General features: G+C 52.6%; 15 protein-coding genes. 8 read left to right on the forward strand and 7 right to left on the reverse strand.

The features are described 5' to 3' along the window. Positions 1-53: 53 nt before the first annotated feature. Both C0623_07730 and C0623_07735 read left to right on the forward strand, forming a co-directional pair. Complete coding sequence (locus C0623_07730) at positions 54-551, forward strand: SCPU domain-containing protein (protein ID PLY00147.1); 498 nt, start codon at positions 54-56, stop codon at positions 549-551. Between the two features lie 78 nt (positions 552-629). Beyond that, the gene (locus C0623_07735) at positions 630-1,058 is read left to right on the forward strand and encodes a peptidylprolyl isomerase (protein ID PLY00148.1); all 429 of its coding nucleotides are present in this window, start codon (positions 630-632) and stop codon (positions 1,056-1,058) included. A 72-nt stretch (positions 1,059-1,130) separates the two neighbouring features. Here the strand turns inward: C0623_07735 and C0623_07740 are convergent, their stop codons facing one another. The 3 genes from C0623_07740 to xerC all read right to left on the reverse strand — a co-directional run bounded on the left by C0623_07740 (position 1,131) and on the right by xerC (position 4,445). Then, a complete protein-coding gene (locus C0623_07740; protein PLY00149.1) occupies positions 1,131-1,733 on the reverse strand; it encodes a peroxidase in 603 nt (200 codons plus the stop codon). 176 nt (positions 1,734-1,909) lie between these two features. Beyond that, complete coding sequence (locus C0623_07745) at positions 1,910-3,265, reverse strand: hypothetical protein (protein PLY00150.1); 1,356 nt, start codon at positions 3,263-3,265, stop codon at positions 1,910-1,912. A gap of 277 nt (positions 3,266-3,542) precedes the next feature. Beyond that, positions 3,543-4,445 carry a tyrosine recombinase XerC gene (gene xerC, locus C0623_07750; protein ID PLY00151.1) on the reverse strand — a complete coding sequence of 301 codons (903 nt, stop codon included), beginning with the start codon at positions 4,443-4,445 and terminating at the stop codon, positions 3,543-3,545. Positions 4,446-4,563: 118 nt separating this feature from the next. Here xerC and C0623_07755 point away from each other — a divergent pair, with 118 nt between their 5' ends. The 5 genes from C0623_07755 to C0623_07775 all read left to right on the forward strand — a co-directional run bounded on the left by C0623_07755 (position 4,564) and on the right by C0623_07775 (position 9,801). Further along, complete coding sequence (locus C0623_07755; GenBank protein PLY00152.1) at positions 4,564-5,427, forward strand: hypothetical protein; 864 nt, start codon at positions 4,564-4,566, stop codon at positions 5,425-5,427. Then, entirely contained in the window at positions 5,381-5,785 is a 405-nt protein-coding gene (locus C0623_07760) for a hypothetical protein (GenBank protein ID PLY00153.1), read from the forward strand. The genes C0623_07755 and C0623_07760 overlap by 47 nt, the downstream gene beginning before the upstream one ends. Next, positions 5,782-6,921 (forward strand): (4Fe-4S)-binding protein, encoded by a 1,140-nt coding sequence (locus tag C0623_07765; protein PLY00154.1) that lies wholly within the window; start codon positions 5,782-5,784, stop codon positions 6,919-6,921. Before C0623_07760 ends, C0623_07765 begins: the two co-directional genes overlap by 4 nt. A gap of 80 nt (positions 6,922-7,001) precedes the next feature. Next, positions 7,002-9,095, forward strand: a complete 2,094-nt coding sequence (locus tag C0623_07770; GenBank protein ID PLY00155.1) for a ligand-gated channel — start codon at positions 7,002-7,004, stop codon at positions 9,093-9,095. 13 nt (positions 9,096-9,108) lie between these two features. Next, positions 9,109-9,801 (forward strand): hypothetical protein, encoded by a 693-nt coding sequence (locus C0623_07775; protein ID PLY00156.1) that lies wholly within the window; start codon positions 9,109-9,111, stop codon positions 9,799-9,801. 14 nt (positions 9,802-9,815) lie between these two features. Here the strand turns inward: C0623_07775 and C0623_07780 are convergent, their stop codons facing one another. The 4 genes from C0623_07780 to C0623_07795 all read right to left on the reverse strand — a co-directional run bounded on the left by C0623_07780 (position 9,816) and on the right by C0623_07795 (position 12,295). After that, positions 9,816-10,568 carry an acyl-ACP thioesterase gene (locus C0623_07780; protein PLY00157.1) on the reverse strand — a complete coding sequence of 251 codons (753 nt, stop codon included), beginning with the start codon at positions 10,566-10,568 and terminating at the stop codon, positions 9,816-9,818. Positions 10,569-10,629: 61 nt separating this feature from the next. Beyond that, a complete protein-coding gene (locus C0623_07785) occupies positions 10,630-10,824 on the reverse strand; it encodes a hypothetical protein (protein ID PLY00158.1) in 195 nt (64 codons plus the stop codon). A 24-nt stretch (positions 10,825-10,848) separates the two neighbouring features. Then, complete coding sequence (locus C0623_07790; protein PLY00159.1) at positions 10,849-11,070, reverse strand: hypothetical protein; 222 nt, start codon at positions 11,068-11,070, stop codon at positions 10,849-10,851. 73 nt (positions 11,071-11,143) lie between these two features. Continuing rightward, the gene (locus C0623_07795) at positions 11,144-12,295 is read right to left on the reverse strand and encodes a hypothetical protein (protein ID PLY00160.1); all 1,152 of its coding nucleotides are present in this window, start codon (positions 12,293-12,295) and stop codon (positions 11,144-11,146) included. Positions 12,296-12,604: 309 nt separating this feature from the next. On the opposite strand from C0623_07795, the gene C0623_07800 reads away from it, so the two are divergent. Beyond that, positions 12,605-12,925 carry a CopG family transcriptional regulator gene (locus C0623_07800; GenBank protein ID PLY00161.1) on the forward strand — a complete coding sequence of 107 codons (321 nt, stop codon included), beginning with the start codon at positions 12,605-12,607 and terminating at the stop codon, positions 12,923-12,925. Positions 12,926-12,936 lie beyond the last annotated feature (11 nt).

Genomic DNA, 12,936 nt, shown 5'->3' on the forward strand with positions numbered 1-12,936 from the left:
CCCGAATCTGATGAGCTTTTTATTGATCTCGGTGAAATCATCATCAACCGGGAATCAATCGACGGAGGTGTAATGTGAAAACACGATCTCGCATACTTTTCCAGATCTGCCTGCTGGCAATAATTATCGGCTGTGCCGATGTTGCCTTTTCTGCCCAATGTAATGTGACGACAACAGCCCTCAACTTCGGCAATTATGACCCCCTCTCATCGGCCCCGACAGATTCGTCGGCAACGGTTAACATCACCTGCCGAACCCCGGCCCGCAATCCTCAGGTCGTGACCTTTCAACTCACCTCGGGTGGCTCCGGCACTCCGGCGCAAAGATCCATGTTGCATCAGTCGGGAGGTGGATCACTTTTTTACAACATCTATTCAAACCCCGGGCGGAATCAGATTATTGGCGACGGGTCTGGCGGTTCAACGACATTTACCCGAACCGTTGACAAGACATCCCCCTGGAGCCTGCAACTCTATGGCAGAATTGATCCCTTGCAAGTTGTGCCGGTCGGACTCTATTCCGACACAATAATTGCTACAATCCTCTGGTAATCCAATTTTTTGCACTCAGATCGACAATCTGTTATTGTGTCGGAATAATTTTAATTTGACTCAAACAAAGGGGAAACAATGTCCAAAGTAAAGAATGACGACAAGGTAAAAGTTCACTACACAGGCACTCTTGAAGACGGTACCGTCTTCGATTCGTCGCGCGAGCGGGAGCCGCTTGAATTTACCGTCGGTGGTGGTGAAATGATCAAAGGGTTTGATTCGGCGGTCGTCGGCATGGAAGTCGGTGAATCGAAGAAATTTACCATAGAAGCTGCGGATGCTTACGGCGAGCGTCGTGATGAGATGGTTTTCCAGGTTGAGCGGAGCCAGCTCCCGGAAGGGATGGAGCCGGAGGTTGGACAACATCTCCAAACCGAGGCCGAAGGCGGTCATCCGGTGATTCTGGAAATTGTTGCCATTGAGGATGCAAACGTCACCCTAGACGGCAACCACCCACTGGCCGGCAAGGATCTGAACTTCGATATCGAAGTGATGGGAATCGCTTAACGCCGATCCGGCATCAGACGAAAAAAAGGGGCTGCGATTGCAGCCCCTTTTTCATTTGGAAGAAGAGAAGTTTTATAAATTTGAAGCTTCATCCTTGAGATACTCAGCCACGCCATCGGCATCCGGGCGCATCGCCTTGTCGCCCTTTTCCCAACCAGCCGGGCAAACTTCACCGTACTTCTCGGTAAACTGCAGGGCGTCGATCATCCGCAGCATCTCATCAACATTGCGCCCAAGCGGCAGGTCGTTGACCACCTGATGGCGGACGACTCCGTCTTTATCGATCAGGAAAGAGCCGCGGAAGGCGACGCCGGCCTCACCGAACTCGACATCGTAAGCCTGGCAAATCTCGTGTTTAACATCGGCAACGAGCGGATAGGTAACCTGGCCGATACCACCCTCTTCAACCGGAGTGTTGCGCCAGGCGGCATGGGTAAATTGAGAATCGATCGAGCAACCGATAACCTGAACGCCACGATCCTCAAACTCCTTGATCAGCTTCGAAAAAGCAATCAGTTCGGTCGGGCAGACGAAGGTAAAGTCAAGCGGGTAGAAGAACAGGACGACGTACTGTTCCGCGAACTCAGACAGGGAAAAATCAGCTTTTATAGTTCCATCAGCCAGTACAGCTGCAGCAGTAAAATCCGGGGCTTGCTTACCTACCAGTACGCTCATAATCACATTCTCCTTTTTGGTTGGGATGAGTTAATATTGAAATTGGAAGTCATTTTACCGACTTAATTTCGACTGTCAAGCAAAACATGACAAAAACGGTTATATTTTCACGCCAAGCCTGAGGTCGATGGAATGTAACGAAAGAGAATAGATTTTGCAACTTCGGTAAAGCGGTCTTATTTGTTCTTTTTTCCATGCACATCCGGGTGGTGCTCCACCATGCAGGAATCGCAGATGCCATGGCTGAACACCATTCCGGCATGCCGGGACAGATAATCCTCAATCCTGTTCCATAAACCATCATCATCCCTGACTTTCTTGCAGTGCATACAGATGGGAAAAATGTTTCTCAAGTCCTCTATTTCCTGTATCGACCTGTCCAACTCAGAATCGATAACGTCCTTCTCTTCCTGGAGGATCTGTTTCTCCTGCTCAAGCCGACTCTTTTCGATAAGCAGTCCGTAACTGCCCAGCAACGGCTTAAGAAATTCAACGTCGGCATCGCTATAGCCATCCTCGCGGTTGGATACGGCCATAATTCCGACAATCTCTCCGCCTGAATCCCGAATTGGCATGCCGAGGAAAGATTTCAGCGGCGGATGGCCGGATTCCTTGGGATATCCGCCCCGACGCGGATCGGCATCAGGATCATTTGCAATCACCGGTTCTCCGGTTTTGAATACAGACCCCCAGAGACTGTCAAAATTGAAAAAATCAAGTCCCGAGGCGACGTTCTCGTTGTAAAAACGATCCGTATCATCGTTCCAGGCGATATTGGAAATCCCGTGCGACTTTATGAACGGCGTCCCGTCATCCTGGTGCATCAACTCGCAGATAAACCCGATCTCGCTGTCGGTCAGGTCGATCAGATTCTGCAACGTTCTCTCGCACCAGCCATAGTATATCCCCTTGTCCATGTAGTCTTGCTGCAGGACGACAATCGACTCCATCAGCAGCTTTTTTCTGACCAGCCGGTTCTCCGACCTGACGCGCAAAATAGCATTTTTGGTGAGTTGCGCCATCATCTTGACACTTGCCAATACCAGTTCATTCCTCGCGATGGTCCCACCGACCATATCGACACCCATAAAACCATACAAAGCGTCACCCTCGTATATGGGCACAACCAGAATACTCGTAATGCCCTGCTCCAGCCAATGACCTTTTTCAGCGCGGCATTCATCAGGAAGACAGCGTACGTCGTCAACACAAACTGACTCGTTTGCCATCATTTTACTGAAAAACCATGGCAGTTCGGACTCAACATCAACCTGTTTCAGGTTGGCAATTTCTGCACTCACATCATCCCGGGTCCATTCATGCGTATTGCTGAAGGTTCCTCTCGTATCAATACCGGCATCATTTTGAAACAGGTAAACCCGATCTGCGTCAAAATGTTCGCCAATAGCAGCAAGGGCTTCAGTGATCACCTGGTCCAGACCAGACTCTGAACTTTCCAGAAAGCTGGTTGCCAAAGAGGTAAGTTTTTGTTCCAACTCGATTAATTTTTCATATGCTTTTGTGTTGTACATGAATAGTCCGGAATTAGTAGTTCAAAGCGGAAACGGCCGGAGACATCGACTCCATCCTGCTTGTGATTTAAGAATTCAACCCGCGCAAAATCACAAAATCATGTTTTCCAACATAAGGCAATATATTTAAACATTTAAAATAAATAAACCATCTGGCGACAGCACCACTTTTATCCGAGATTGTATTGGCGCAACAGCCAATCAGCGACATGCGGCCGCCTGGCTATTCGAAAATGTCCCGGCCGATTTTGACGATTATTTCTGACGAAAGGCAACTTTACTTGTCGTTCTTCCTGCGACTGCGCGGATGCGCATCATCATAGACATGCGTCAGGTGATCGACGCTGACCTGGGTATATTTCTGTGTCGTTGACAGGGAAGAGTGGCCGAGCAGTTCCTGAATCGCCCGGAGATCGGCGCCACCGTCGAGCAGGTGGGTCGCAAAAGAATGCCTCAGGGCATGTGGTGAAGCATCTTTCAGAACCCCGGCCAGCAGGAGATGTTTCTTGAGATGCCGCTGCACGCTGCGGGGGGTCAGCCTCTTACCGAAACGGTTAAGGAAAAGGGGTTCATTCTGAGCTGGCCATCCCCTCTCCTCAAGATAGAGATGCAGAGATTTGAGGGCGTGTTGGCCAATCGGCACGATCCTCTCCTTGCCCCCCTTGCCGAGTACCCGGACCAGTGCCTGTTCGAAATCGACTGCGCCAACGTCAAGTCCGGTCAGTTCGCTGATACGCAATCCGCAGGAGTAGAGAGTTTCAAGGATAGCCCGGTCGCGCAACGAAAGACGGTCGCCGGATTGAATGCTTTCGAGCAGTGCATAGACTTCATCGACGGTCAGGGTCGTCGGCAGATATTTTTCCTGGCGCGGCGTTGCAACCAGCTCCCCCGGGTTGGCCTGAACGACCCCTTCCCGAACCAGGTACCGGTAAAACGTCCGGATCGCCGCCAGCTTTCTCGAGATCGTTGATTTGCGATTCTTCTTGTGTAGTTGGGCCAGATAGCGCCGCAGGGTGATTTTGTCTACCTGTCCGAAAACCGAGTCGTCCTGTTTCCTGAACAGCTCCTCGAGAAACCGGTAGAACTCATTAAGGTCCCGGTTATAGGCACTCAGTGTGTGTTCGGAAACATTCCGTTCAACCTGAAGGTGCCGGCAGAATTTTTCAATCAGACGGTTCATCTATCGCTCCCTGGTCGAATATTCGCACGCTTTTACGCTTGAGAGCAATCACCTTTTCATTGGATGTGATTGACGCTCCGGAACCCGCATGCGATAATATCAGACATTGGAGATATGCATGGATTTGTTGATCAATATCATCGAATTGGCCCTGCTTCTGGTTTTCGGTTTTACCGTGACCACATTCACCATTGCCCTTTACGAGTGGGCCAATTCGATCGGCCGACCGATCCGCCAGATCCTCGGCATTGCCAATCTCTGGCTTGCTCTCCGTCTGATCATTAGCGAATATCTGGCCCTGATCATCACCCTGCTACTCTACCCGTTCGGTTTTCTCAATCTCCCCGAAGGTCAGACCCCGGAGGGCAAAAAACCGGTCATTCTTCTGCACGGTTTATTTCTCAATCGCGCCTGCTGGTTTGCCATGAAGCTGCGCTTCAGGCTCCACGGAATTTCGGATCTGCACACACTGAATCTTTCGCCGCTGAAGGATGTTGAATCAGTGACCGAAATCGTCGCGCGCAAGGTCGACTCCCTACGCCACGAACGGGGCATTGAGAAGGTAAATATAATCGGTCACTCAATGGGAGCGATCGTTGCCCGCAACTACACGCAGATACGCGGCGGCGCCAGAAAAGTCGAAAAGTGCATATTGATCGGCGCGCCGAACCAGGGCTCGAAGCTGGCGCCTTTTGCGCTGACAACACTCGGGGAAACGCTCCTGCCGGCATCGGATTTCCTGTCCAACCTGAACAAGCAGGGCTTTCCGCAAACAGTTGATTATCTCAATATCTACAGCCGTCATGACAATATGGTTATTCCGGCGACCTCAAGCAGCCTGACCGATATCAGGAATATTGAGTTAACCGGTCTCGGGCACAACTCACTGCTTTACAACGGAAAAACATTCCGGGAAGTCATAATTTTCCTTAATTCTGCCGACCATGAAAACGCTCAGGATCAACAGCCACAAGAAGGTTGAGATGATCGATATCACCGGCGAGGTCGTCGCGGCTGTCCGGTCATTCGATTGCGCTTGCGGTATCATCCATCTCTACGTCCCCCATACGACAGCGGCCGTAACAATTAACGAAAATGCCGACCCCGATGTGACCCGCGACATGATAATGGAATTGAACAGGATCGTCCCTTTCGAAGATGGTTATCATCATCTCGAAGGGAACAGTGCGGCTCATCTGAAGAGTTCGCTGATCGGAGTCAGTGAATTTATCCCGCTAGAAGATGGCAAGCCGGTCCTCGGCATCTGGCAGGGTATCTATTTTTGTGAATTTGACGGGCCGCGACAGAGAAAACTTCACATCAGGATAGTGCCGACATGAAAATCCGGGTCGCCATCAATCAGGTGCCCGACTACAGTCGCGACAACATCAGCAGGGCAATCAGAAATCAAATCGATTTGCTCGGCGGCATGGCAGGTTTTGTAAAACCGGGACAAACGGTTCTGGTCAAACCAAACATGCTGGCCGGAAAATCACCAGAAAAAGCGGTCACCACCCACCCGGAAGTTGTCCGGGCAGTCATTGAAGAGGTTCTGCGCGCCGGTGGCAAGGTTCTGGTCGGTGACTCTCCCGGCATCGGCAAGTCCGATCAGGTTGCTCGGAAATGCGGAATTATGCAGGTTATCGAGGAGACCGGTGCGACGTTCACACCTTTTATCGAATCTGTCTTAGTCCCCGGCAAGAATGGCATCTTTCAGCACCTTGAAATTGCCAAAGAGGTTCTCGCTGCCGATGTCATCATCAATCTGCCGAAGCTCAAAACCCACCAGATGATGGGCCTGACCTGCGGTATAAAAAATATGTTTGGAGCGGTCGTCGGCATGCGCAAGATCCGCCTGCACCTCCAGGCCGGTACCAACAAGGAATTCTTCGCGACGATGTTGCTCGAGCTGGCTGAATTCCTGAACCCGGCTCTGACTTTGGTCGATGGCATCACTGCCATGCAGGGGGATGGTCCCGGCAGCGGCGACCCGGTTCAGGTCGGCGTCCTGATCGCTTCGCCATCGATGCAGGCCGTCGATACGGTTGCCTGCAATCTTCTCAACCTCCCCGACAGCTCGGTCTGGACGCAAAAAGTAGCCCTCGCCTCACAGCGGCCTGGCTGCCGGATGGAGGAGATCGCGCTGGTCGGCGAGCCGATCGAGGGATTGCGGCCACAGCAATTCAAACCGGCCAAATCGACCGATGTTAATTTCAGCCTGCCGGCTTTTTTGCGCAAGCCGCTCAAGAAAAGCATCACCGCCCGCCCCGAGCCTGATCATAACCTCTGCGTCCGATGCGGCGAATGTGTGAAAAGTTGCCCGCCCCGGGCGATGCGGATAACCCACAACCGGCTTGAAATCGATTTTGCCACCTGCATCCGCTGTTTCTGTTGCCAGGAGCTCTGTCCGCATGGCGCACTTGAAACCCGCCAGGGTCTGCTGCTTCGCCTCTCCCGCTTATTTATAAAAAGTTAGAACATATTAACTTTTTTGCTTGACCTTCCTTTCTTATCTGTTACTATTTTTGTCTTATTTATATATCAGGAGGAAGCTATATGTGCCATAAACCCTTTTTTACTGTCCTTGTCTGCTCTCTGCTGCTGCCGTCATTTTCGGTTTTTGCCGCCGATACGGTGATCCTCGATGAGATTGTCGTTCGCGGGACCGAACAATCGAGTTTTTCCAGCAACCTGACCATCCGCGAAGTCAAGGAAAGCGCCGCCCGCGACCTCGGTGAAGCGCTGCAAAATGTTCCGGGGATGACCTACGTGCGGAAAGGGGCGATCGCCAACGACGTCGTTTTGCGCGGTCTGAAGAAGGACAATATCAATGTCCTGCTCGACGGCGTCCGGTTGTATGGCGGCTGCCCGTCGCGTATGGACCCGCCCTCCTTCCATTTCGACTTCGCCGAAGTCGAATCGGTGGAAGTGGTCCGTGGCCCCTACGACCTGAGCCATCCCGGCAGCCTCGGCGGCATGGTTAACGCCGTTTCCAAGTCACCTGCCATGGGAAAAAAATTCAACTTCAGCTTGACCGGCGGATCCTTCGACATGCTCCACTCCTCCCTGACTACCTCGTACGGCGCAGAAAAATACGATATTCTTGCTGGCTATGCCTACAAGTACTCACTGCCGCCGGAATCGGGTGACGGCAAGCGGATTACTGAAGTTTATACACCCGGAACTCCCAACAGTTACCTCGCTGACAAAATCGATTCACGCGCCTACCGGATCAATACCGGTTGGGCAAAAGCCGGCTACAAGTTCATGGACAAGGGCCGTTCGGAAATCAGCTACAGCTACCAGGACGCTGAACACGTTCTCTACCCTTACCTCTTCATGGATGCCGACTACGACAAGACACACCGCTTGAGTTGGACAACGCGTATCGAAGAGAAAGCCGGTGCTTTTGAAAACTCGGAAATCCAGCTCTGGTGGGACCGGGTCGACCATCTGATGAGTGACCGCAATCGTACGTCATCGCTCTCTAAACCACGCGACTACGGCATGGAGACCGATTCGCAGACTTCGGTCAGTGGCGTTCGCGCCAACGGAGTCATCAAGGTTGGCGAAGGTGCACTCAAGTCGGGACTCGACTATTATCACCGGAACTGGGACGCGACCAACTCCAGCGTCATGTACTTGTCGTACCAGCCTCAGGCGATGGTGCCAGACGTCGACATCGACAATATCGGAGCCTTTGCCGAATATAGTGTGCCGGTTGCAGAAAATTTGCGGCTGACCACCGGTGGCCGGGTCGATCGGACGACAGCCGAGGCGAACGCACTCGATGCGAACCGCCTGACAACCGTCTATGAGCAATACAACTCAAGCACAAACCTTGATTCAGAAACCGACTTCACCGAGTTTGGCGGCAACCTGCAGCTGACATGGACACCGCGCGATTCGATCGAGATCTTTACCGGCATTGCATCAATGACCCGCACCCCCGATCCGCAGGAGCTCTACATCGGCCTTGTACGTTTACCAACTATGATGATGCCGAATCCGACCAGTTGGGTCGGCAACCCGGACCTCGATCCGGTACGTAACAACCAGGCCGACATCGGCTTTAAAATGACGGCAGATACCCTGTTTTTATCCGGCAGTCTCTTCTACAGTGATCTTGATAACTACATTACACTGGTCGAGATCGCCGATCCGGACGGCGGCGGAACTTTATATTCAAAAGGCCGTTCCTACCGGAACATCGATGCCGAAATCGTCGGCGGTGAAATCAGCGTTCAAAGCTCCCTGCCCTTGGACCTGTTTTTGACCGCAGCGCTCAATTACACGCGGGGTGAGAACAAGGACCTCGACGAGCCGCTGGCAGAGACTCCGCCTTTGAACGGTTCGGTCTCACTGCGCTATGATCTTGGCACCTGGTTCGCGGAGATCACCGAACGATTTGCCGACCGCCAGGATCGGATCGCCACCAGTCTGCAGGAGCTGGAAACGGCGGGCTGGAACATCACCAACATCAAGGGGGGATACTATTTTGACAACTGGTCGTTGATTGCCGGGGTCGACAATCTCTTTGACAACTACTACTTCAGCCATTTGTCGTATCAGCGCGATCCTTACAGCTCAGGCGTCAGGGTGCCGGAAACAGGAAGGATGGCTTATTTGACGATCAGCTACAGTTATTGAATACTTGACGGGTATGGACAGTGATCACAAACTTGCCTGGGCCATCTTCATTTCGATTGGCTGTCATCTTCTGATCTTCGTTGCTGCAATCGAGTTTGCACCCTGGAAGATTCTGAAATCGGGGCAGAAAAGCCGGATCGTTGTTCATCTCAACACTCCGTCGGCGGTTGAACCGGCGGCAACCACAACCGTGCCGAAAAAAACGGTAAAAATCGAAGAGAAGGTCAAAGCGACGCCACCGCCCACAGTGGTCAAGGTTCAAGACGGGAAAAAGAAGAGCCCGGAAGAAATCCCGGCCCAGCCCGAACCGGCGGCGGCACCCGCACCGCAACAGCCGGTCGTTTCCGACCAGCCCCTGATTCGCGACCGATCACTCGGCAACCTCATGGCAAAACCACAGAACGAAGGGACAGGGGATTGGCAAGCCGAATACGCGCGCAAGCTCAGAGAGCTGATCGAAGAGAACCAGCGTTATCCGGTGATGGCATCGCGCAACCGGTTACAGGGGACGGTGATGGTCGGGTTTATTCTTAATCGTTCCGGAAACCTGCTTGAATGTCACATCACCCAATCCTGTCAGCATAAAATTCTTGATCGGGCCGCCTTGCGCGCCGTAAAAAGCGTCAAAAGCTTCCCTCCCTTTCCGGATTCAGTTGGATGGGAGCAGGCCGGTTTTGTCGTTCCGGTGACCTTTCGCATCGAATAAGCACACTTGACCACTCAACGAGGCTGCCACTGTACCTGCAGGCGGGCCAGTTCCCGGCCGTCACTTTCGCGCAGAAGCTGATGCAGGCTGCAAGATGACTGGCAATCATAGTTGCTTCGTGAAAAAACCCGATCACCGTATTTTGCTTCGGCGCGATATGAGACTTCAATTGTTTGCGGGCTCACCTGCCCGATGATATTGGCAGGAATAGTCTCCAGGGCCCAGTCGACATAGACGGTATTATTGACATGCTGATTAATATCGAGGTCGCTGTGACGCACCCGGAATGGAAGCTCGCAATTAAAATCGAGCGGAACCGGCAAACTGGTAAAGTTATCATGAACCATTCGCCTGGGAACGGTCGGCAGTTCCGGCAGAAACTCATCAATACGAACCGGGCGCCGCGTTTCGAGATTGATCAGCATCCAGGAACTGGTCGCCGAGACGATCAACTGGTTGTCCGGACCGGTCAATGCAAAATCACGCAGGGCAAAACGCCCTTCTTTCGCCGACGGCCAGGTGCGCAGACTGATCTGGCTGTGGACCGGCGGGAAAGAATGAAACTGCAGATGATAGCGGGACAGGACCCAGGTCAGGTTTTTCTTCAGGAGAGCCGGCACCGAAGCACCAAGCCGGGCTGCATGTTCACCGGCGGCATCCTGCAGGTAATTGAGTATGGTTAACGGCCGGACCAGCCCCCGGGTGTCAATTTCATAGCTTCTGATCCGGTAGTCTGCCTGATAAATATCCATTTCGGTCATCGCCACAACATAACAGAAAAAGGAGCCGTATGCGGCTCCTTTTTCTCTCTTCAGCTTGAGGCAGGGATCAGGCCTCGTAAACGAGCGTCCTGATCAATCCGATGGTTGAACCATCCTCGCTTGTCGCGGTGTCGCAGAGGGAGACAACCTTGCTGATGCTGTTTTCAGCAATGAAAGCGTTCACCCTGGCATCAAGCTCATCAAGCTCCTGCTGCGCCTTGAATGGCTTCAAGGGTTCACCAAATGTCTTGACCTTGATCATCGCTGCCTCCTTTCAAAGTTCATCTTACACCTGAACGACTTCTTTGATGCCCGGGATATTTTCGACCAGCGTCCGTTCGATTCCCATCTTCAGGGTCATGGTCGACATCGGGCAGGAACCACAGGCGCCGGTCAGTCTGACGCTGACAACGCCATCCTCAGTCACATCTACCAGTTCAACATCGCCACCGTCTGCCTGCAACGCCGGGCGAACCTGTTCCAGAACTTCCTGTACTTTCTCTTTCATAAATCCTCCTATCTGTTCTCTGTTCAGTATAGCCCTGTCCCGGGTTCGGGGCAAGGCAGTGCTCTTCCTTTTCTTAAGATAGCGGTATCGGAATATCCGCAATCCGTCTTTGACAAATCAGTTCGGGTGACCCGACCCCCTTCCCCTGAATCAGAACCTTGAAGGTACTTCCCATCCCTTCATCCGGCATCACCAGATTCTTCAGGGTCATGCGCAGGGCCGCCGCTTCGGTTTCACTTTTGGCAGCAGCCTGCAGCTGCATCAGCTGCTCGATAAAGCCGAGGGCCATCAGGAAACGGTACTGGACATCAAAATAAAGAGTATGAAGACCCCTTTCGAGGCCGGCTTTCTGCAGTGCGGTAAAGTCGACGTGCGCCGTGATGTCCTGCTCGCCGACGAGCTGGTAAGGGTCTTCGTTGGAACTGTGCCTGTGATAACACATCAAAGTCCCGTTTCTGCGAAACGGTGCGTACAGCTCTTCGGCCGGATATCCGTAATCAACGCTCAGGACAAAACCTTTCTCAAGTCGGTCGCTAACCTGCCGAATCCAATCAACCGCCGCAAGATTGGCTTCCCCCCGGTTCCCTTCGCAAGGGGACGAACCGAGCCAGGAAAAATGAGTTTCAAGGCGACCATCATCGGGCCGCAACTGTTCGCCAAATCCAGCGTCGGTATTGCTGACATAAACTTCGAAGTAAGCTCCATCCCGCTTCTCGGCGAGATGAACCGGAAACGCATCGACCAGCTCATTCGAAAGAAAACAGCCGGTGACCGGTTCGAGCTCTTCAAATGTCGACCATGAAATAATGTCGGCATGGGATGACAAATTTGCTGACTGCCGCTGTCGATTGTCAGGAGAGACTTCGACGATCCGGTAGTTGAGGCGGCGATAGAAATCGGGATGCTCATGGCGAACGGAATCGAGGATATCCTTGGCCAGGTGCCCTTCACCGGCGCCCTGCTCGACAAGCGTAAAGGATTCGCAACCGAGCAGCTGCCACATCTGGTCGAGCTGTCGGGCAATCAGGGCTCCGAACAGGGAATGGACCGAACTGGAGGTAAAAAAGTCACCCTTTTTACCGATCCGGGTGCGGTCTTTCATGTAATAACCCGATTCCGGATGGTAGAGGCAGAGCTCCATGAACCGGGAGAAACGGATCCCGCCATTCTCCGCGATCTCACGGGCAATAATCTCTTTCAACTGCTGGTCGCTTTGCTCTCTCATTTTTCCACCGCAAAAATAAAGCGGGATTGTACCGCAGTGGCCATGAAGTGGCAAGAAAAGATTACTGTTTTGCTCAGGATTGCTTCTGTGGCATAATTAAAGGACACAAATGCGAGAAAGGGAAATTTACTTATGCGATATTTCACGCACCTGTCACTACTGGTCCTGGCCTGTTTCCTGGCGCCGCTCATGGCATTTACCGGGGTCGCCTATGGTCAGGACAACGCCCGGGACATGCTGGTTTACAAGACACCCGGCTGAGGCTGTTGCAAGGGCTGGGGCGACCATCTCGAGGAAGCAGGCTTCACCATCCGTTACCAAGACACCGGCCGGATAACCGAGCTCAAACGGAGTTACGGTCTTCCTGATAAGCTTCGCTCCTGCCATACAGCCATCGTCGATGGCTATATCATTGAAGGTCATGTTCCGGGTGAACAGATCCATCGTCTACTGGAGACCAGACCGCCGATTAACGGACTCAGCGTACCCGGGATGCCGATCGGGTCGCCCGGAATGGAATCGGACACCATACCGGCACAGCCTTACAAGGTTTATTCTTTTGACAGACAGGGGAATATTTCAGTCTTTGCAGAATATCCCGGCGCCAATCCCGGGCAAAGAAAACAATAAGCATCCGGAGA

The sequence above is a fragment of the Desulfuromonas sp. genome, assembly GCA_002869615.1.
Classification (GTDB): Bacteria; Desulfobacterota; Desulfuromonadia; order Desulfuromonadales; family UBA2294; genus BM707.